Raw genomic sequence first — 18931 nt, forward strand, 5'->3', positions numbered from 1 at the left:
GCATGGCGCCGGGCCGGGCGGAATGGGATGAATCCGGTATTTGGTCACATTGTGATGAAAGCGGCCAAGTTTGACGGGATTGGCTCATCCGGCGCTGGCGCTCCTGCCTGAGGAGGACTACCGTCGAACGCTTCGCCCGCCCTTTTGCCCGCGCCCATGACCGAGCCCGCAACGCCCCCCGAGCACCTGCGCCGCAGCCTGTCCAACCGCCACCTCCAGTTGATCGCCATTGGCGGTGCCATCGGCACCGGCCTGTTCATGGGGTCGGGCAAGACCATCAGCCTGGCCGGCCCGTCCATCGTCTTCGTCTACCTGATCATCGGCGCGATGCTGTTCTTCGTGATGCGCGCGATGGGCGAACTGTTGCTGTCCAACCTGCAGTACAAATCCTTCATCGATTTTTCCACCGATCTGCTCGGCCCCTGGGCCGGCTTCTTCTGTGGATGGACCTACTGGTTCTGCTGGATCGTCACCGCCATCGCCGATGTGATCGCGATCGCTGCCTACGCACAATTCTGGTTCCCCGGGCTTGAAGCCTGGAAGCCGGCGCTGGCCTGCGTGATGCTGCTGCTGTCGTTGAACCTGGTGACGGTGAAGCTGTTTGGCGAGATGGAATTCTGGTTCGCGCTGATCAAGATCGTGGCGATCTGCGCGCTGATCATTACCGGCGCCGGGCTGGTGGCCTGGGGCTTCACCTCGCCCAGTGGCCATACCGCGGCGCTGTCGAACCTGTGGAATGACGGCGGCATGTTCCCGATGGGCCTGGTCGGCTTCTTCGCCGGCTTCCAGATTGCAGTGTTCGCTTTCGTCGGCATCGAGCTGGTCGGCACCACCGCCGCCGAAACCGCCGACCCCGAGCGCAACCTGCCCAAGGCGATCAATTCGATTCCGGTGCGCATCATCATCTTCTACGTACTGGCGCTGATCGCGATCATGGCCGTCACCCCGTGGCGCCAGGTGGTGCCGGACAAGAGCCCGTTCGTGCAGCTGTTCGTGCTGGCCGGTATTCCGGCCGCGGCCAGCCTGATCAACTTCGTGGTGCTGACCTCTGCCACGTCCTCGGCCAACAGCGGCATCTTCTCCACCAGCCGCATGCTGTACGGCCTGGCCGAAGAGGGCCACGCCCCGCGTGGGTTGTCGAAACTGTCACGCGCCGCCGTGCCGGCCCGTGGCCTGTTGTTCTCGTGCCTGTGCCTGCTCGGTGGCACGCTGCTGATCTACCTGATTCCGAACCTGGTGACCGCCTTCACCCTGGTCACGACGCTGGCGACGGTGCTGTTCATCTTCGTCTGGTCGCTGATCCTGGTGGCCTACATGGCCTATCGCCGCCGCTACCCGGAACGCCACGCTGCCTCGATCTTCAAGATGCCCGGCGGCGTCGCCATGTGCTGGGCCTGCCTGGTGTTCTTCGCCGCCGTGCTGGTGCTGCTGAGCCTGCAGGGCGACACCCGCCAGGCGCTGATCGCCAGCCCGGTGTGGTTCGTGCTGCTGGGCGTGGGGTATTGGGTGCGCCGCAGGACCGCGAAGTGATCCAGGTGTTCCGTCACATCGATTGATCCATCGTCTCCAGGCAGCTTCATCCACGCATGGCGTGGATCTACTGTCAGCCGCAGCAAACTGTCGAGGGCGGGTGGGTGTGGCCCGGCAGGACCGTTGGCGCCATGGATGGCGCCATCGAGCCCCCATGGATGGGTTTACGGCGTGTCCTGCCGGGCCACACCCACCCGACCAGCCCTCAACTGCCCAGCGCTGCTCTGGCTGTTGACGTTGCCTCTGCAGGTGCAGGGCGCAGCCCTGCCGGCCCCCATTCACCCAACATTAGCGGGCGCGGCCGGATGATCCGGCCGCCATGTCCCGTCGCCCTCTCCTGCTAGCGCTGTTGCTGCTGCCCAGCCTGTGGCCCGGGCTGGCTGCCGCGCGCACCGTCTACCGCTGCGTGCAGGGCAACACCGTCAGCCTGGCCACCGCGCCGGAACCCGGTTCACGCTGCACCCCGAAGGAAATCGACGACAACGCCATCCAGACCCCGAACCTGTGGGGCAACATGGGCGTGTTCAGCGGCGTGCTGTACGAGCGCGAGCAGGATGGCGCGCTGGTCTACTCCACCCGCAACCTGCCCGGCTCGCGGGTGTTCCTGAAGTTCACCATGGCCACGCCGCCGGGCGAGCCGGCCCACGAAGGCCTGGGCAAGGTCGGCAAGCCGCAGCTGGCGCAGCACGCCAAACAGTTCAGGGCCGCGGCCAAGGCTACGGGCGTCGATGACGCGTGGCTGCGCGCGATTGCCCATGCTGAAAGCAACTTCGATGCGCTGGCGGTGTCCAGCAAGGGCGCACAGGGCGTGATGCAGTTGATGCCGGACACCGCGCAGGAGTACGGCGTGAATGATCCGTTCTCGCCCCAGCAGTCGATCGATGGCGGCGCCCGCTACATGCGCGCGCTGCTGCGTCGCTACAACGGTGATCGGCCGCTGGCGGCGGCTGCGTACAACGCCGGCATCGGCGCGGTCACCCGCTACAAGGGCGTGCCGCCCTATGCCGAAACCCTGGCCTATGTGGACAAGGTGATGGCGCTGTACGCGCGCTACCGCGAGGCGATGGGCATCCGTACCGAGGTGCCGGCGCGCTAGGCCAGTGGCGCTGTACGCGCGGTGTAGCGCCGAGCCCATGCTCGGCTGCGCCAATTGCAGCCGAGCATGGGCTCGGCGCTACACAAAAGCTCCTCAGCGCGAGGTGGAGGTGCTGACCAGGTCGTAGCGCTCGATGCGGCCGACGCGTGCCACCTCGGCCTGCACGTCGGCACGCTGCTTGAGTGCACGCCACGCGGCATCGATGCGCACATCGCCCGGCAAGGACGGATAGGTGCGCATGTCCTGCAGGCTGGCCAGGGTTTCACCACGCTCGACCGGCGAGCGCAGCTGTTCGATCAGCACGGCGGCGGCACCGTCCAGGTTGCCTTCCTCCAGCAGCATTTCGCGATGGAACAGGCGCGCGTCATCGCCCTGGGCCAGGATCGCTGCACGCGCGGCCTGTTCGGCCTTGGCATCGCCACGTTCACGGGCGGCAACGAACTGCAGCAGTGCCTGGGCCGCCTTGCCGTATCCGGCCAGGCCCGGCATGTCATTCACCGCGGTGGCGGCATCCTGCATGCGGCCCAGCGAACTGAACACGAAGCCGACGTTGAACTGGTGCTCGGCACCATCCGGGCCCAGTGCGCCGATGCGTGCGGCCAGTTTGGCTGCCGCCAGCGCATCATCGGTACGGCCCAGCCGGCGCAGCGCCGTAAGCCGGCTGTTGAGCAGCCACGCCACCCATTCGGCTTCCGCCGCCGGGGGCGACTCGCCTTCGGCCGCCGCACTGGCCATGCCATCGGTCAGTGCCAGCACTTCCTCGTTGCGGTCCAGCATCAGCAGCGTGCTGCTGAACTCGGCCATGCGTGCATCCAGCGCCCGGTCGAGCAGGCCGGAAACCCGCAGTTCGTCGAGGTGCTTCTGTGCAGCCTGCACCGGATCGAAGCGGGCATCGGCGCGGTCGACATAGCGGTCAAACCGCTTGTCACTGCGCAGGCGGATGATTTCGGCGGGACCGGTGATGCGCGCCAGCGTGGCGGGAATATCGTCGCCACGGCCGTTGTCGGCCTGCAGCGTGGCCAGTGCCAGCCACAGTCCGGTGGGTTCCAGGCCGCCGCTCTTCCAACCGTTGTCGAACAGCGCCTGCAGCAGTTCCATGCGCTGCTGCGGCTGGTCCCGCAGGCGGAACTGCAGGTAGTTGATCGCGTGGCGGTCCACTGGCAACGGCGCGTCGGCATGCTTCAGTGCCTGCACCAGGTGCTTCGTGGCGGGCGCTGGTTGGTTCTCGGACAGTTCCACCGAGACCAGGGTCAGCAGGATCTGCGCATCGTCCGGCAGTGCTTCCTGAGCGCGCTGCAGGTAGCGGCGGGCCTGATCCGGCTTCTTCTGCACCATCGCGGTCCAGCCGGCCACCTGCGCGGCGCGGCCGCGATGTTCGGCATCGAAGTCATCCAGCATCGGATCTTCCATCAGCCGTTCCATCGCGATCAGCGCGCCCAGCGTGTTGCCACTGCGCGACTGCTGGATGGCCTCATCCCATCGCGTGGCATAGGCCTGGTGCATTGCATCGGCGGTGACGGACGGCTTCTGTGGCACCACCGTGATCGAGGCGGTGGCGGATGAACTGGCCAATGCGGCAATCAGCAGGGCGGCGAGGGGGAGGATGCGGGGCATGGAGGATCTCCATCCGTGGGAACCGCATTGAACCCGCTGCAGCCAGCGAGAACAAGCGCGATGGATGGAACTCTGGCGTTTGGCCGTACGATTGGCCATGGCGGATCATGCGTTCAGCGTCTATTGTCGGTGCCTCTTCAGGCAGCAGGCAGGCAGCGCAGCACGATGGCACGGTGGCAATGGATGGCGGCAGGCGTAGCGTTGGCGACGGTAGTGGCATTGGCTGCGACCTGGTGGGAGACACCGCTGCATACGCTGGCTGAACCGGTGGGTCCGGTTCCAACGCCGCTGGCGTGGACCGCGCAGATCGAACCGCTGGCCGGCGATGGCCACCCGGGTAACCGCGACGGCGCCGCCGCGCAGGCACGTTTCGCCGATCCGTACGCGTTGCTGCGCAGTGCCGATGGCAGCGTCTATTTCACCGATGCCGGCGACAACAACCGGATCCGTCGCCGCCTTCCCGATGGCCGTGTTGAAACGGTGGCCGGGCAGGGCGAGGGGCGCGTCGATGGCCCGGCACTGCAGGCCAGTTTCAATACGCCCTCGGGCATTGCCGCCGACGCGCAGGGCAACCTGTACGTGGCCGACACCGGCAACCATGCGATCCGCCGTATCGGGACCGATGGGCAGGTGACCACGCTGGCCGGTGGTGAACAGGGCTATGTCGATGGGCCGGCTGCGCAGGCGCGCTTTGATGCGCCGATGGGCATCGCGGTGGACGCGCAGGGCCAGGTCTACGTGGCCGATACCTACAACGACCGCATCCGGGTGATCGGTACTGATGGCAACGTGCGCACCCTGGCCGGTGGTGAGCGCCCGGGAATGGCCGATGGCGTGGGCGCTGCGGCGCGCTTCGATACGCCGGTGGCACTGGCCTTCGATGCGCAGGGCGCGCTGCTGGTGGCCGATCTGTTCAACAACGCGGTACGCCGCATAGGCGCTGATGGCACGGTCAGCACCGTGGTCGCCGCCGGTGGCGTGATCAATGGGCCGCTGTCGCTGGCCACCACCCACGACGGCGTGCTGTACGTGGGCGACATGGATGGCCGCATCGTGCAGGTGACACCGCAGGGCCACCAGATCGCGCTGGTCGGCAATGGTCGCCTGCCGCGCCTGGCCCGCCCCAGCGGATTGGCGATGGATGCCGATGGCAGCGTGCTGGTGGCCGACGCCGCCAGCTACCGTCTGCATCGCCTGCGCCCGCTGCCGGTAGGCGAGCTGCCCGCGCCGGCACTGGTCGGCCCGGCCGCCGATGCCGCCTTGCCCGATACCGGCGGGCGCTGGCCGTTGGCGCCGCAGGATGGCTGGCACGAAGTAGTCGGCACACTGGGTGAAGTGCGCGGCAACTTCAAGGGCGAGAGTCGCCATCACCTGCACGGTGGCTTCGACGTGCGCGGTGATGTGGGCCAGACCGTGCTGGCGATCGCCGATGGCAAGATCAGCAGCCCGATGGCGGCCTGGAGCCTGGGCGAGCAGGCCGAGGGCCTGGCCGTGGATCGCCTCAAGTACATCCACATGCGGGTGGGCCGCACCCCACGCAATGAACCGTTCGATGCGCGCTGGCAGGCGCTGTACGACGAGCAGGGCAGGCTGGAGCGGATGCGCGTGCGCCGCGGCATGCGTATCCACGTCGGCGATCGCCTGGGCAGCATCAACAACCAGGCGCATGTGCACCTGGCCGTGGGTACCGGTGGTTTCGAGACCAACGCCGTGGCGCTGGGCTTCAAGAACTACGCCGACCACTTCGCACCGCGCATCACCGATGTGGCGCTGCTGGACGACACCGACCAGCCCATGGCCGCCGGCAGCGACGGCGTGGTGATGGTGGCGCGGCAGGGGCGTGGCGTGCAGATCGTGATCGAGGCCTGGGACCAGGTTGACAACAATTTGCCGCGTCGACGCCTGGGCATGTACCAGGTGGGCTACCAGATCCTCGATGCGGCTGGGCAGCCGCTGCAGGGTTACGAGCAGCCGCGCTGGAACATCGTGTTCAACCGCATGCCGCCGCAGAAGGAAGCGGTGCGCGTGGCCTACGCCCCCGACAGTGGGATCACCGTGCATGGCAGCGCGGTGACCCGTTTCCGTTATCTGGCCACCAACACCGTGCGTGACGGCCTGATGGAAACCGGGCGTTGGCAGCCGTCGGCGCTGCCGCCGGGTGAGTACATCGTGCGCGCCAGTGTGTGCGACTACAGCGGCAACGAAGGCATCGGCCCGCGCGAGATCAGGGTACGGCTGCTGCCATAGCGGCAGCCGGGGCGCCGCAGCGTTCGCGCTCGGCGTCCATGTCTTCCAGCGGCCGCACTTCGATGCTGCCGAAGCGTGCCCACGGGAAGTCGCGGGCGATGCGCATGGCTTCGTCGCGGTCGCGGGCGACGATCAGGTTGAAGCCGGCCAGCAGTTCACGGGTTTCGGCGAATGGGCCATCCAGTACGCGGCTGTGGCCATCACGCACGCGCAGGGTCTGCGCGGTGTCGACCGGCTGCAGCTTCTGCGCGGCCAGCAGCGTGCCTTCGGCCTGCAGCTTGTCGGCATGGGCCAGGCAGTCGCGCATCAGCGCGTTGAATTCTTCGATGGGCAGGGCCTGCAGCAGGGCAGGCTCGATGTAGATCAGAAGCAGGTACTGCTGCATGGCGCGGTCCTGGCGGGGGCGGGGTGCTCATGATGGCGCAGGTCTGCGCGTGGGCATGTTGCAGCGCGGGAGGCGCGCCTTCGGCGAGGGTCGGCGAACGGCGGAGCCCCTCCGTGGTGGGGTTGGGTTGGTCGCTGAAAGCTGGGTTCATGGGCTTTGCCGGGTGGGTAGGCGGGTCGGGGGACGCCGTAAACCCATCCTTGGGGGCTTGGCCGCGGCATCCATGCCGCGGACACCCCCGCCCCGCCTACCCACCCGGCCCTGGACAGGTTCCTGCGGCGTCCACCACGGAAAATCACAAACAAGAGCAAAAGCGGGTCGCTTCGCTCACAAAGCCGAGGCCGCCAGCCATCCGCCGTTGCCGTTGTTTTTGCTTCTGCCTTTTTTTCTTGATCTTCCCGTGGTGGATCGGCAACCGGAATCTGTCTGGGGCCGGGCGGGTGGGGGTGGCGGGGTATCCGCGGCATGGGCCCGAGGCATGCCTCGGGCGGGTTGGGCAGGACGCCCAACCCCGGTCTTGCCGTGTGCGCAGGACAGCGCGCACGAGCAAGCCGCGGCTAAGCCCCCACGGACGGGTTGTGGTGGTCAAGTATTTTTGGACACTCCCAAAGGGAGTTCAGGCCACCTGCTCTTCACAAAGCGCAGGTGGCACAAGGCCGTTGGCACTGTGCGGCCGACGGTGGTTGTACCAGTCCACGAATTGCTCGATGTCTGCTGCAGCCTCCTGTCGAGTGGGGTATTTGGAGTAAAGCCACTCCCCTTTGAGGGTGGCGAAAACCCGTTCCACCACCGCGTTGTCCCAGCAGTTGCCCTTCCTGCTCATGCTTTGGGTGATGCCGTTGTCACGCAGAATTTCGGCCATGGCATGGCTGGTGTACTGCCGACCTTGATCCGAGTGGAAAAGTAGTCGCCCGTTGGGACGACGCTGTTTCAGAGCCCCACGCAGGGCTCTGACGGCCAGCCAGGCATCCCCTTCGTGAGAGTGGGCCCAGCCCACGATCCGTCGGGCAAACAGATCCACCACGATGGCCAGATAGAGCCAGCCTTGCTGGGTCGGGATGTAGGTGATATCCCCTGCCCAGACTTGGTCGGGTGCCTCCGGGTTGAATTGGCGTTCCAACACGTTGGGCGCGGTCAGTGCCTGCGGCCCCAGACTGTGGTACTTGTGCCGCCGGTGCTGCCGCGCCCTGACGCCGGCCCGGCGCATCAGCGTCCGGGCGCGGTAGCGACCCACTGGCAGGCCGCGATTGGTCAGCTCCCTGGCCATCTTGCGAGAGCCACAGCTCCCCCGGTGGGACTGATGAATGCGACGAACCAGATCAACCTGGGCCAGCAGTTCCCGGTCAATCCGGGGCTCCCGGTGCAGCCAGGCGTAGTAGCTGCTACGGGGATAGTCCATCAACTGACACACCAACCGGATCGGAGCGACCTTCCCCAATTCCTGGATCACCTGTTCCGGTGATCGCTGTCCCGAATGAAGAAGGCGATGGATTTTTTTAGTAGGTCGCGCTCCTCCTTGAGCCTGCGATTCTGGGCCTCCAGCTCGGCGATTCTGACCTGGGCATCTACGGGCGGTGCCTCGGCCTGCGGGTCATGTTTTCGACGCCATTGCTCGATCCAGCGCCTCAGCGCCGTCGGGCCGACATCCATCAGCTGGCAGACGTCCCTGACTGTCTGCCCCTCCACAACCACAAGGCGAACCGCCTCGTCCCTCATGCCCTGAGTGATCTGCTTTGCCATGGGTCTACCTCGATGCTTGAAATTGATCCTATCGAGTGTCCAAGTTGATTAGACCACCACAGGTTCACGGCGTCCCCGCCACCCCCACCCGCCCGGCCCACCTACGGGAACCCAGCTTTCAGCGATCAACCCAACCCCACCACGGAGGGGCTCCGCCGTTCGCCGACTCCCGCCGAAGGCGCGCCTTCCACGGAAGAAAAAATTTCCAACAGACGTGTCGATTCCCAGCCCCCTGGTTCGTTGTACCCAGTGAAGGGCACGCACCACGCGTCCCCACGGGAGACTGCAATGAAAGTAATGGTGATCGTGAAGGCCAACGCCGACTCCGAAGCCGGCCGCATGCCCAGCGAACAGGAACTGTCCGAAATGGGCGCCTTCAACGAACAACTGGTGGCCGCCGGCATCATGCTGGCCGGTGAAGGCCTGCACGCCACCCAGCGCGGTCGCCGCATTCACTTCGGCAGTGGCGCACCCAGGGTCGAGGTGGGTCCGTTCGGTCCCGCCAGCGAACAGATCGCCGGCTTCTGGCTGTGGGACGTGCGGTCGCTGGAGGAAGCTGTCGAGTGGGCCAGCCGCGCGCCGTTCGGCAGTGGCGGCACGCTGGAACTGCGCCCGCTGATCACCGCCGAAGACTTCGGTGAAGCCTTCACCCCCGACTTACAGCAGCAGGAACAGCGTCTGCGTGCACAGCTGGAAGGTTGACCCGATTCATCTCCCTGCCGGGCAGGACCCGGCACTACTGCCTGAACCGCACAACGGAGTATTGCCATGAAACTGATTCCCTTCCTCGGCTTCAGCGGCCAGGCCCATGAGGCGATGGCGTTCTACGCCAAGGCACTCGGTGGCCAGGTCACGTCGGAAATGAAATACCGCGACATGCCGCCCTCCGATGGCTCGCCAGGCTGCAACGAGATGCCGCCGGAAACCCTCGACCACGTTGCGCACAGCCAGCTGGAAATCGGCAGCGCCATCGTGATGGCGGCCGACGGTCCCGGCGGTGGCGAGGGCGGCTCGACCACCATCAATGTCGATGTTGACAGCATCGAAGAAGCCGAACGCGTGTTCGCTGCGCTGGCCGAAGGTGGCCAGGTGCAGATGCCGATCGCCGAAACGTTCTGGGCGCACCGCTGGGGCATGCTGATTGATCGCTACGGCAAGCCGTGGATGGTCAATTGCATGAAGCAGCCCTGATCCCTCCCTCTTTCCTCTTCATCCACAAGGAGCGTTACCAATGAGTGCACCACAACCGCAGATGATCTTCGTCAACCTGCCCGTGCAGGATCTGGAGAAGTCCAAGGCGTTCTTCACCGCGCTGGGCTACAGCTTCAATCCAACCTATACCAATGACGATGCGGCTGGCATGGTCATCAGCGAGAGCATCTACGTGATGCTGCTGACCCAACCTTTTTTCCAGCAGTTCACCAACAAGCCGATTGCCGATGCGCGCACCCACACGGAAGTGATCAATGCGCTCTCGGCGCCCAGTCGCGAGGCCGTTGATGTGCTGGTGGACAAGGCACTGGCCGCCGGCGCCAGCGAGCCGCAGCCGGCGCGCGACCTGGGCTTCATGTACCAGCGTGGCTTCCAGGACCTGGATGGCCATCTCTGGGAAATCGCACACATGGATGGCGAGCCGGGCTGACGGCCGCCGCAAGGGAGAACCCTCATGGCTTACGTGGATGCTTACGTGCTGCCGTGCCCGCAGGACAAGGTGGCGGCCTACCGCCGCCTTGCCCGCAAGGCCGGCGCGGTGTGGAAGGACCATGGCGCGCTGCAGTACATGGAGTGCGTGGCCGACGACGTGGAACCGGGCAAAAGCACGTCATTCCCGCGCGCGGTGAAAGCCAAGCCCGGCGAAACGGTGATCGTCGCCTTCGTGGTGTTCCGCTCGCGCGCGGCGCGCGACCGCATCAACGCCAGAGTGATGGCCGACCCGCGGCTGGCGTCGCTGGGCCCGAAGGACATGCCGTTCGATACCAAGCGCATGTTCTGGGGCGGCTTCAAGCCCATCGTCGAAGCGTGAGCCATGGCGCTTGTGCGGGCCGGGCGTGCGTGCTGTGATCGGCGCATGCTCGATCCCGCACTGACGCAGCGTCTGGAAACCCTCTGGCGGATGGAGTCGCCGGTGTTGATCGCGCGCCTGGCGCGGCTGCTCGGGGGCGATGTCGGCCGCGCCGAGGAGCTGGCCCAGGACACCTGGCTGGCTGCGCTGGAGCGCTGGCCGGAGCAGGGCATCCCGGACAATCCCGGAGCCTGGCTGATGACCACTGCGCGCAACCGTGCCATCGATGTGCTGCGCCAGCACCAGCGCGTGGCGCAGCAGCATGCGCAATGGGGTGAGGAACTGCATCCGGCACCCCTGCCAGCGCCGGATGACAGCCAGGCGCTGGAAGATGATCTGGGGGACGACCTGCTGCGCCTGATGTTCGTGGCCTGCCATCCGGTGCTGCCGGCCGATGCGCGGGTGGCACTGACCCTGCGCCTGCTCGGTGGCCTGACCACGACCGAGATCGCCCGCGCCTTCCTGCAGCTCGAGCCGACCATCGCCCAACGCATCGTGCGCGCCAAACGCACCCTGGCGCAGAAGCAGGTGCCCTATGAAGTGCCGCGCGCGGAGGCGATGCCCGAGCGGCTGGCTTCAGTGCTGGAGGCGATCTACCTGGTCTTCAACGAAGGCTATGCGGCCAGTGCCGGTGACGACTGGATGCGTCCGGCGTTGTGCGACGAGGCACTGCGACTCGCGCGCATTCTGGCGCACCGGCTGCCGGTGCCGCCGGTGCTGGGCCTGCTGGCGCTGATGGAGCTGCAGGCCTCGCGTGCCGCAGCACGGACCGATGCACAGGGCGTGCCGGTGCTGCTGGACCAACAGAACCGCGCGCGCTGGGACTGGCTGCAGATTGAACGCGGGCAGCAGGTGCTGGCGCGCGCGCTGGCCGCCGGTGGCGGCGACGATCCCTATGTGCTGCAGGCGCGCATCGCAGCGTGCCATGCGGCGGCGCGGCGTCCCGAAGATACCGACTGGCCGCGCATCGCAACGCTCTATACGCAGCTGTTGCAGGTGCAGCCCTCGCCAGTTGTCGCATTGAACCGCGTGGTGGCGATACTGCGCAGCGACGGTGCCTTCGCGGCCTGGGCGCAGCTGCAGCCGTTGCTGGTGGACGCGCGACTGCGCGAGTACGCGCCGCTGCAGGTGGTGCACGGGGAACTACTACAGGCGTTGGGACGCGACTTGGACGCACGTCACGCTTTTGCGGAAGCCGCCAGACTCAGCCAGAACCAGGCAGAGCGCGGCCTGCTGCGGCAACGGGCTGGTCTGCCTCCCGCGGAGTGACCCCGACGAAGGCAGCACTTGTCGGCAGCCCCGCGAGCCGTTATGTTTCGCGCCCAGCGGACGCGTCAGCGTCCACTTTCCATGCGTATTGACCGAGGAGCGGTTGGATGTATTCAAGGACGAAGAGCGCATCGCGCGCTTTTGCGCGCCTGCTTGCCTGTGCCCTGTGCCTGGCCGTATGGCCGATGGCCGTGCAGGCGGCAGACAAATCACAGCAGGCCTATTGGGCCGGTTTTGCCTACACCGCTGATGCCGCCGCCGTGCAGGCGACCACGCCGCATGCGCATGCGGTGCTGGAACAGCGCGGCCTGATTCCGTTGAACCAGGCGCTGGCACAGTCGCTCAAGCGCCGCGCCCCGGCCCACCTGCAGCTGATTGACCAGCCGGTGGCGATGCTCGACGGCACGACCAGCGCGACCGTGCTGGCCGCGGCACTGGACCGCGAACTGGTCTCGGTCGAGCCGATCGGTGACCAGTACAAGGTGCTGGTGGAAGTGGCGCTGCAGGCGCTGTTCTTCGACTTCCGCGAGCGCCAGGTGATCGCGTCCTATCCGCTGACCCTGCAGCGCATCGATGTGCAGGATTACCGGCCGGACAACGACGATATCGACGCGATCGTTGCCGATCTCCTGTACGGCAGTGCCGATACCAGCCTGTCGCAGGTGCTGGCCGCCAGCCTCGCCCAGGCCAAGCTGCCCGATGCCGCCGTGCGTCGCCTGCAGGTCGGTGGCGTAACCCTGTCCGACGCGGTCCGCGCCAAGCTGCCCGACCCGAAGTGGGACGCCCCGCTGCGTGCCACGCTGGCCCACGAACTGTCCAAGACGCTGTCGTCCAATACCGGCGTCGGCCTGCTGCCGCCGGCCTCGGGCCAGGCGATCGGTGGTGCGATGGCGGCGCGCTTTGCCGACGGCAAGGTCTACCAGCTGAAGATTCCCGAGCCGGACTACGTCATCAACCTGCAGGTGGATGCGTTGAAGAACGGCGTGATCGAAGAAACCCCGGCGATGAAGACGATGCTGTTCGGCGCGTTCTTCACCGCCAAGGTGACCGAGCCGTTCTCCGGCAAGGTCTATTTCGAACAGCCGCTGCGCAAGGGGGCCACCAAGGTGGTGCCGGTCACGCAGTGGCAGGTCGACCAGTGGTCGGCCAGCTACGAAACCCTGCTGGCGGGCCTCGATGCCTTCGCCGGCGCCGCCGCCAAGCGCGCCGATTCGCGCGGCTGGCTGGACGAACAGAAGCCGGGCGGCCGCCCGTTGCAGCAGCAGACCCAAGCCCTCCAGGAGTTGATCAAGTCATGTCGTTGATGCGTACCATCCTGCTCATCCTCATCGCCCTGGTGGTGGCCTCGCCGGTCGCTGCGCAGACCGCCAGTTCGCGCGGTACTGGTTCGGCCAGCTACGGCCTGCGCCTGAGTGCCGACACCCGTGCCCAGGCCCTGAACAAGGCCAAGGTCAATGCACTGGAGGCGTACATCGCCGAAACCGGTGCGGCCAAGCTGCGCCTGTTCGAAGCGCGCCGCGCCGAGTTCATCGGCGAGATCGACCGCTACGTGCTCAGTGCCGTGCAGCTGTCGGACACCGAAGACAAGAAGGCCAAGACCTACACCGTCACCGTCCGCGCCGAGATCAACACCACCCTGCTGCAGACCAAGCTGGATGCAGGTTCGGCCGTGGCCGGTGCCACCGCCGCCCAGCGTTCGCTGCTGACCTTCCTGTTCATGGCGCGCTCGCAGGACACCGTGCAGTCGTTCCAGGACAAGGAATACCGCCGCGTCGACGCCAGCAGCAGCTACAACGAGAACACCCGCGAGGGCGACAGCTTCCGCGGCAACTCGGTCAGCACCAACGGCAGCATCAACCAGAACGGTTCGATGTCGGTCACCAGCGGTGGCAGCACCACCCAGCGCAGCGACAACATCAGCTGGAAGGTGGCCAACGCGGCCGAAGTGAACACCGCGATGACCGGTGCCTTCAGCGCCGCCGGCTACGAAGTGGTCGAAGCCGAATACGTGGAAGGCGAGTCGCGCGGCCTGCTCAGCATCGAGCGCATCCGCAAGGACTTCAGCACCGGCAACGACCTGGCCCCGGCCACCCTGCGTGATACCGCCAACGGCATTCGTGCGGCCAACATTCCGTACATCGCCGTCGGCACCCTCGACGTCGGCATGCGCGACCGCGATCCGGCCAGCGGCAACACCCGCGTGTTCGTCACCGTTACCGGCAAGGTGCTGGACGTGACCGGCCGCTTCCCGCGCACCGTGTCGTCGGTGGGCCCGGTGCAGTTCTCCGGCACCGGCCCGAATGAAACCGTCGCCCGCACCAACGCCCTGCAGCTGGCCGCCGAGAAGGCCGCCCAGCAGATGATCAACGAACTGAACGTCAAGGCAGTCCGCTGACGTTACCGCTGCGCTCGCCGGGCATGGCCCGGCGCTACCGGCTCTGGTGGGTGCCGAGCTTGCTCGGCACTGACTCGCTGCCATCCCCGATCTCGCGTGCCGCGCTGCGGCCGTCTTTCTCATAAAGGAAATCCCATGATCCGCAATACCGCTCTTGTCGTGGCCATCGCTGCCGCCACCCTGTCGATGCCGGCCCACGCTGGCCTGGGCAAGCTGAAGGACCTGGCCGGTGCCGCCACCGGCACCTCCAGCAGCAGCGCCTCCAGCGCCGCCGCTCCGGACGAAGCCGCGCAGGAAGCGCTGGTGCGTCGTTTCGTTACCTCGCAGTCGCACTCGCTGCAGGCCCAGACCTCGTTCGCCCGTGCCTTCGGCCTGGCCGAGCAGGTGCAGCTGCTGGAAGCCGAGCGCCAGGCGCTGTCGTCGGGTTCGGTCAGCGTCGATGCGATGAAGAAGTCGGTGTCGGTCAGCGAAGCGGCGCAGGCGGCGATCAACGAGCGCCAGGCCGCACAGCCGGAACTGAACGCTGAATCCAAGCAGCACTACGCCGAAGGCCTGGTCTCGCTGCTGTCCTCGGCGGCCGAAGCACAGAAGCTGGGCGGCGAAGCCAGCAACTTCACCGCCGGCATGAAGAACCTGGGCGCGACCCAGCTGGCCACCGTCGGCCGCAAGCTGGCGGCAGGTGCATGGGTGGCCAAGGAATCGCCGGGCTTCATCCAGGGCCTGTACGGCTCGACCAAGTCGGCCGTGACCTTCGCCAAGAAGAGCAAGGTGAAGGTGCCGTCCAACGCCGATTCGATGCTCGACAAGCTCTGATCCGAGGCGAATCTCCATGCGTATGACCTACCGTTTGATCGGCCTGGGCCTGGCTGCCACGCTGCTCGCAGCCTGTGGCAAGCAGGACACCCCGGCCGCCGCGCCCGCCAAGGACAAGGCAACCAGTGCACTGGCCAGCAATGCGCCGGTGGAAGCAGCGCCCCTGCGTGGCACGCCGGATTTCGGCGGCACCACCCAGGTCGCGCGCGAAGCCGACGGCATCGGCAGCACCCCGGAACTGGCGGTGCTGGCGGCATTGCAGTCGGCGGTGGCGCAGGTCAACGGCGTACGCGTGGCCAGCCAGATGCAGAGCCTGCGTGCAGGCCTGCATGTGGATGTGGATGACGAACACGTCGGCGATATCCGCGCCGACGCGTTCACCCAGCAGATGATCGCCGGCTCGCAGGGCGCGGTGCTGGGCTATGAAATCCTGTCGCAGGAAGAAGTGCGGCAGCTGGACGAGGAAACCATCGCCCGCGTGCGCGCCAGCGACGAAGGCTGGAGCTTCAAGGGCTCGGCGTCGGCCAGTGCGTCCGGCGAAGCCTCGGCCAAGGGCGGTTCGGCCTCGGCCAGTGTCAAGCAAAGCTACGACGAGAAGGTGAGTGTTGATGCCAAGCGTGGCGCCAGCTCCTACGATTCCGATGTGACCCATCGCAGCATGCGCAGCTACTGGAAGGTGCGCGTGCGCGCACAGATCGCCCAGTACCGTGCACCGGACGAGCAGGGCAAGCCGAAGATCGTGGTTGCACTGCCGCGCACCAAGGCCGGCAGCTACGCCGTGGGCGACGGCCGCGTGGACGCGGACGAAGTGGCCGACGCGATCCGCGCACGCCTGTCCGACACGCTGACCCAGACCCAGCGCTTCATCGTGCTGGACCGCGAGTTTGGTGACGAGCTGCAGGCCGAGATCGACCACATCAACAGCGGCAACGTGCGCCTGCAGGACACCGCACGCGTGGGCCAGCAGCTGGCGACCGACCTGATCCTGATCCCGACCATCGAGCGTTTCGAGTACCCGCGCAGCGTGCGCAACCTGCGCATGTCCGACCGCCAGGTGACCTCGTACTCCGGTGGCGGGCGCATCACCCTGCGCCTGATCAACGCCACCACCGGCCAGGTGGTGATGTCCGACAGCTTCGACCACCAGCTGGCCTCGACCGGCCCCAGCACCCTGCCGCGCGTGGTCAACGGTCGCAACATGGCGGCGGCGATGATGGAGTCGCTGTCCGGCCAGATCGGCACCACCATCGTCACCACGCTGTTCCCGGTGTCGGTGGTCTCGGTGGACGGCGACCAGGTGGTACTGAGCCAGGGCGGCGAAACGCTGCAGGCTGGCCAGCGCTGGCAGGCCGTGCGCCTGGGCGAAGAACTGAAGGACCCGCAGACCGGCCGCTCGCTGGGCCGCAGCGAACACCCGTGCTGCACCATCCGCATCGATCGCGTGGCTGCACAGACGTCCTACGGCACCATCGAAGACGGCGTAGACGCGATGCGCGGCGGCTTCCGCCCGGGCCAGATCGAACTGCGCCAGAAGCTGGGCAGCAAGCCGGCAACGGCCGCCGCAGGCGCGACCGCCTCGGCCGCTCCCGCAGCTGCCGCACGCCCGGCCGCCAAGCCGAAGCCCAAGGCCGCGGCGGCCCCGGCCGAAGACCCGAACTGGTAACAGGCTGAAGCAACACACAGATGGGGTCAGAGCCCTTTCCCGACGGGAAAGGGATCTGACCCCTTCGTGTTTCCGAGCGTGTCGACCAAGGTCGACACCTACCAACAGCAGCGGGAATCTGTCGAAGGCGGGGTGGGTCCGGTTGCGGGGGCGTGAGCCGCATGGATGCGGCGACCGAGCCTCCATGGACGGATTTACGGCGACCCCCGCAACCGGACCCACCCCGCCATCCCACGGAATGCCGCTGTTGCTTCGGCTGTTGCTGCTGCCCTGGCTTCGGCAGGTGCAGGGCGCAGCCCTGCCGAATCCCATTACACTCCAGAGAGATTTCCCTGCTGGAGAGAGCAATGAAGCGAGTAGCACTGGGCCTGCTGGCCTTGTCAGTGTCGAGCGCACTGATGGCCGCCACCCCGAAATTCGACGGCGCGCGGATCTCCGCCGACGTCAAGGAACTGGCCTCCGACGCCTACGAAGGCCGCTCCCCGGCCACCGCCGGCGAAGAGAAGACCATCGCCTTCCTCAGCAAGCAGTTCGCCGATGCCGGCCTGCAGCCGGGCGGTGACCTCAAGGATGGCAAGCGCCTGTGGACCCAGGCCGTGCCGCTGCGCAAGGGCGACATCGTCGGCGCACCGCAGCTGGCGCTGCACCAGGGCGGCAAGACCCTGCCGCTGGAGCAGGGCAAGCAGATCGCCGTGCGCGCCGCCATGAACGGCGCCAGCAACGTCGATATCAGCAAGGCGCCGCTGGTGTTCCTCGGCTACGGCGTGAAGGCCCCGGAGCGCAACTGGGACGACTTCAAGGGTGTGGACCTGAAGGGCAAGATCGCCGTCGTGCTGATCAACGATCCGGACTTCGAGACCGGCCAGGGCGACTTCGACGGCAAGGGCATGACCTACTACGGCCGTTGGACCTACAAGTACGAAGAAGGTGCCCGCCAGGGCGCGCTGGGCGTGCTGATCGTGCACGAGACCGCACCGGCGTCGTACGGCTGGGCCACCGTGGCCGGCTCCAACACCAACACCATGTTCGACGTGGTGCGTGACAACCCGGCCGACAGCCACCCGCTGCTGGAAGGCTGGATCCAGCGCGACCTGGCCGTGGAGCTGTTCCGCTCGGCCGGGCAGGACTTCGAAGCGCTGAAGAAGAAGGCGCAGCAGCGCGACTTCACCCCGGTGCCGCTGACCGGCGCCAGCCTGGACGCGAAGTACGCGGTGAAGACCGAAGTGATCACCTCGCACAACGTGGCCGCACGCCTGGAAGGCAGCCGCCACCCGGACGAGACCATCGTCTACAGCGCGCACTGGGACCACATCGGCGTGGGCGAGCCGGACGCGCGTGGCGACCGGATCTTCAATGGCGCACTGGACAACGCCAGTGGCACCGCATCGCTGATCGAACTGGCGCGCGGCTTCGCCAAGGCCAGGCGCCCCGAGCGCTCGGTGCTGTTCCTGGCGGTCACCGCCGAGGAAAAGGGCTTGCTGGGTTCGGAGTACTACGCCACCCATCCGCTGTACCCGCTGGAAAAGACCGTGGCGGTGATCAACATGGATGGCATGGCACCGTTCGGGCCGTCGCGTGATTTCGGCATCTACGGCGCCGCGCGCTTCGAGCTGCTGGACCAGCTGAAGGACGTGGCCAAGGGCTGGGACATCCGCTACACGCCGGACCCGAAGCCGGAAGCCGGCCTGTTCTTCCGCTCCGATCACTTCCCGTTCGCCAAGCGTGGCGTGCCGGCGCTGTCCTGGTCGGCCGGCCAGGACTGGGTGGATGGCGGCGTGGCCGCGGGCAAGAAGGCCTCCGAGGACTACACCGCCAAGCGTTACCACCAGCAGGGCGACGAATGGCAACCGGACTGGGTGTTCGCCGGTGCCGCCCGCGACCTGGAAGTGCTGTACACGCTGGGCAACCAGCTGGCCAATTCGCGCAGCTGGCCGAACTGGAGCAGGGACGAGTCGTTCCGCGCCGTGCGTGACGCCAGCGCCGACCAGCGCAAATAACGGCGTTCGGTAGTGCCGGCCGCTGGCCGGCATTGCCCCTCCGGGGAAACGCCGGGCCATGCCCGGCGTTTCCGTAACGGCTTCCATCCCCGCTTTTCCCCCCTTCGTCGCAGCCCGCTT

General features: G+C 66.8%; 17 protein-coding genes. 13 read left to right on the plus strand and 4 right to left on the minus strand.

Features of this window, described 5'->3' with window-relative positions; translation table 11 throughout:
- Positions 1 to 156 precede the first annotated feature (156 nt).
- Positions 157 to 1530 carry a D-serine/D-alanine/glycine transporter gene (gene cycA, locus GOC52_RS02075; RefSeq protein ID WP_010484152.1) on the plus strand — a complete coding sequence of 458 codons (1374 nt, stop codon included), beginning with the start codon at positions 157 to 159 and terminating at the stop codon, positions 1528 to 1530.
- A 319-nt stretch (positions 1531 to 1849) separates the two neighbouring features.
- Positions 1850 to 2626 (plus strand): lytic transglycosylase domain-containing protein, encoded by a 777-nt coding sequence (locus tag GOC52_RS02080; RefSeq protein ID WP_049480840.1) that lies wholly within the window; start codon positions 1850 to 1852, stop codon positions 2624 to 2626.
- A gap of 93 nt (positions 2627 to 2719) precedes the next feature.
- On the opposite strand, the gene GOC52_RS02085 is transcribed toward GOC52_RS02080, so the two are convergent.
- Positions 2720 to 4240 carry a tetratricopeptide repeat protein gene (locus tag GOC52_RS02085; protein WP_125438013.1) on the minus strand — a complete coding sequence of 507 codons (1521 nt, stop codon included), beginning with the start codon at positions 4238 to 4240 and terminating at the stop codon, positions 2720 to 2722.
- 165 nt (positions 4241 to 4405) lie between these two features.
- Here GOC52_RS02085 and GOC52_RS02090 point away from each other — a divergent pair, with 165 nt between their 5' ends.
- Entirely contained in the window at positions 4406 to 6487 is a 2082-nt protein-coding gene (locus GOC52_RS02090; protein WP_191850565.1) for an NHL repeat-containing protein, read from the plus strand.
- On the opposite strand, the gene GOC52_RS02095 is transcribed toward GOC52_RS02090, so the two are convergent.
- The 3 genes from GOC52_RS02095 to GOC52_RS20870 all read right to left on the minus strand — a co-directional run bounded on the left by GOC52_RS02095 (position 6465) and on the right by GOC52_RS20870 (position 8612).
- A complete protein-coding gene (locus GOC52_RS02095) occupies positions 6465 to 6872 on the minus strand; it encodes a YciI family protein (RefSeq protein WP_010484148.1) in 408 nt (135 codons plus the stop codon). The two genes, GOC52_RS02090 and GOC52_RS02095, sit on opposite strands and share 23 nt — an antisense overlap.
- Before the next feature lie 616 nt (positions 6873 to 7488).
- Positions 7489 to 8322 carry an IS3 family transposase gene (locus GOC52_RS02100; protein ID WP_043397638.1) on the minus strand — a complete coding sequence of 278 codons (834 nt, stop codon included), beginning with the start codon at positions 8320 to 8322 and terminating at the stop codon, positions 7489 to 7491.
- Entirely contained in the window at positions 8319 to 8612 is a 294-nt protein-coding gene (locus GOC52_RS20870) for a transposase (protein ID WP_019338990.1), read from the minus strand. Before GOC52_RS20870 ends, GOC52_RS02100 begins: the two co-directional genes overlap by 4 nt.
- Positions 8613 to 8900: 288 nt before the next feature.
- Here GOC52_RS20870 and GOC52_RS02105 point away from each other — a divergent pair, with 288 nt between their 5' ends.
- From GOC52_RS02105 to GOC52_RS02150, 10 genes are all read left to right on the plus strand, one after another.
- Positions 8901 to 9314, plus strand: a complete 414-nt coding sequence (locus GOC52_RS02105; protein ID WP_159359738.1) for a YciI family protein — start codon at positions 8901 to 8903, stop codon at positions 9312 to 9314.
- Positions 9315 to 9380: 66 nt separating this feature from the next.
- The gene (locus GOC52_RS02110; protein WP_005407887.1) at positions 9381 to 9803 is read left to right on the plus strand and encodes a VOC family protein; all 423 of its coding nucleotides are present in this window, start codon (positions 9381 to 9383) and stop codon (positions 9801 to 9803) included.
- Between the two features lie 40 nt (positions 9804 to 9843).
- Positions 9844 to 10254: a VOC family protein gene (locus tag GOC52_RS02115; protein ID WP_010484146.1), complete on the plus strand. Its 411-nt coding sequence runs from the start codon at positions 9844 to 9846 to the stop codon at positions 10252 to 10254.
- A gap of 24 nt (positions 10255 to 10278) precedes the next feature.
- The gene (locus GOC52_RS02120) at positions 10279 to 10635 is read left to right on the plus strand and encodes a DUF1428 domain-containing protein (protein WP_010484145.1); all 357 of its coding nucleotides are present in this window, start codon (positions 10279 to 10281) and stop codon (positions 10633 to 10635) included.
- A 45-nt stretch (positions 10636 to 10680) separates the two neighbouring features.
- Positions 10681 to 11943, plus strand: coding sequence for an RNA polymerase sigma factor (locus tag GOC52_RS02125; RefSeq protein WP_191850567.1), 1263 nt, complete (start codon positions 10681 to 10683; stop codon positions 11941 to 11943).
- Between the two features lie 107 nt (positions 11944 to 12050).
- Positions 12051 to 13247, plus strand: a complete 1197-nt coding sequence (locus tag GOC52_RS02130) for a hypothetical protein (RefSeq protein WP_019660897.1) — start codon at positions 12051 to 12053, stop codon at positions 13245 to 13247.
- Entirely contained in the window at positions 13238 to 14338 is a 1101-nt protein-coding gene (locus GOC52_RS02135) for a hypothetical protein (protein ID WP_019660898.1), read from the plus strand. The genes GOC52_RS02130 and GOC52_RS02135 overlap by 10 nt, the downstream gene beginning before the upstream one ends.
- 135 nt (positions 14339 to 14473) lie before the next feature.
- Positions 14474 to 15151: a hypothetical protein gene (locus GOC52_RS02140; protein ID WP_010484141.1), complete on the plus strand. Its 678-nt coding sequence runs from the start codon at positions 14474 to 14476 to the stop codon at positions 15149 to 15151.
- A 16-nt stretch (positions 15152 to 15167) separates the two neighbouring features.
- Positions 15168 to 16814, plus strand: coding sequence for a CsgG/HfaB family protein (locus tag GOC52_RS02145; protein WP_100447564.1), 1647 nt, complete (start codon positions 15168 to 15170; stop codon positions 16812 to 16814).
- Positions 16815 to 17161: 347 nt separating this feature from the next.
- Positions 17162 to 18811 (plus strand): M28 family metallopeptidase, encoded by a 1650-nt coding sequence (locus tag GOC52_RS02150; protein ID WP_043398924.1) that lies wholly within the window; start codon positions 17162 to 17164, stop codon positions 18809 to 18811.
- Positions 18812 to 18931 lie beyond the last annotated feature (120 nt).

It is taken from the genome of Stenotrophomonas sp. SXG-1, from assembly GCF_014083965.1.
Taxonomy (GTDB): domain Bacteria; phylum Pseudomonadota; class Gammaproteobacteria; order Xanthomonadales; family Xanthomonadaceae; genus Stenotrophomonas; species Stenotrophomonas geniculata.

What these genes read in the sequence shown, in the direction of transcription:
- cycA (WP_010484152.1), top strand. Translation starts at nt 157, where the DNA reads ATGACCGAGCCCGCAACGCCCCCCGAGCACCTGCGCCGCAGCCTGTCC.
- GOC52_RS02080 (WP_049480840.1), top strand. Translation starts at nt 1,850, where the DNA reads ATGTCCCGTCGCCCTCTCCTGCTAGCGCTGTTGCTGCTGCCCAGCCTG.
- GOC52_RS02085 (WP_125438013.1), bottom strand. Translation starts at nt 4,240, where the DNA reads ATGCCCCGCATCCTCCCCCTCGCCGCCCTGCTGATTGCCGCATTGGCC.
- GOC52_RS02090 (WP_191850565.1), top strand. Translation starts at nt 4,406, where the DNA reads ATGGCACGGTGGCAATGGATGGCGGCAGGCGTAGCGTTGGCGACGGTA.
- GOC52_RS02095 (WP_010484148.1), bottom strand. Translation starts at nt 6,872, where the DNA reads ATGCAGCAGTACCTGCTTCTGATCTACATCGAGCCTGCCCTGCTGCAG.
- GOC52_RS20870 (WP_019338990.1), bottom strand. Translation starts at nt 8,612, where the DNA reads ATGGCAAAGCAGATCACTCAGGGCATGAGGGACGAGGCGGTTCGCCTT.
- GOC52_RS02105 (WP_159359738.1), top strand. Translation starts at nt 8,901, where the DNA reads ATGAAAGTAATGGTGATCGTGAAGGCCAACGCCGACTCCGAAGCCGGC.
- GOC52_RS02110 (WP_005407887.1), top strand. Translation starts at nt 9,381, where the DNA reads ATGAAACTGATTCCCTTCCTCGGCTTCAGCGGCCAGGCCCATGAGGCG.
- GOC52_RS02115 (WP_010484146.1), top strand. Translation starts at nt 9,844, where the DNA reads ATGAGTGCACCACAACCGCAGATGATCTTCGTCAACCTGCCCGTGCAG.
- GOC52_RS02120 (WP_010484145.1), top strand. Translation starts at nt 10,279, where the DNA reads ATGGCTTACGTGGATGCTTACGTGCTGCCGTGCCCGCAGGACAAGGTG.
- GOC52_RS02125 (WP_191850567.1), top strand. Translation starts at nt 10,681, where the DNA reads ATGCTCGATCCCGCACTGACGCAGCGTCTGGAAACCCTCTGGCGGATG.
- GOC52_RS02130 (WP_019660897.1), top strand. Translation starts at nt 12,051, where the DNA reads ATGTATTCAAGGACGAAGAGCGCATCGCGCGCTTTTGCGCGCCTGCTT.
- GOC52_RS02135 (WP_019660898.1), top strand. Translation starts at nt 13,238, where the DNA reads ATGTCGTTGATGCGTACCATCCTGCTCATCCTCATCGCCCTGGTGGTG.
- GOC52_RS02140 (WP_010484141.1), top strand. Translation starts at nt 14,474, where the DNA reads ATGATCCGCAATACCGCTCTTGTCGTGGCCATCGCTGCCGCCACCCTG.
- GOC52_RS02145 (WP_100447564.1), top strand. Translation starts at nt 15,168, where the DNA reads ATGCGTATGACCTACCGTTTGATCGGCCTGGGCCTGGCTGCCACGCTG.
- GOC52_RS02150 (WP_043398924.1), top strand. Translation starts at nt 17,162, where the DNA reads ATGAAGCGAGTAGCACTGGGCCTGCTGGCCTTGTCAGTGTCGAGCGCA.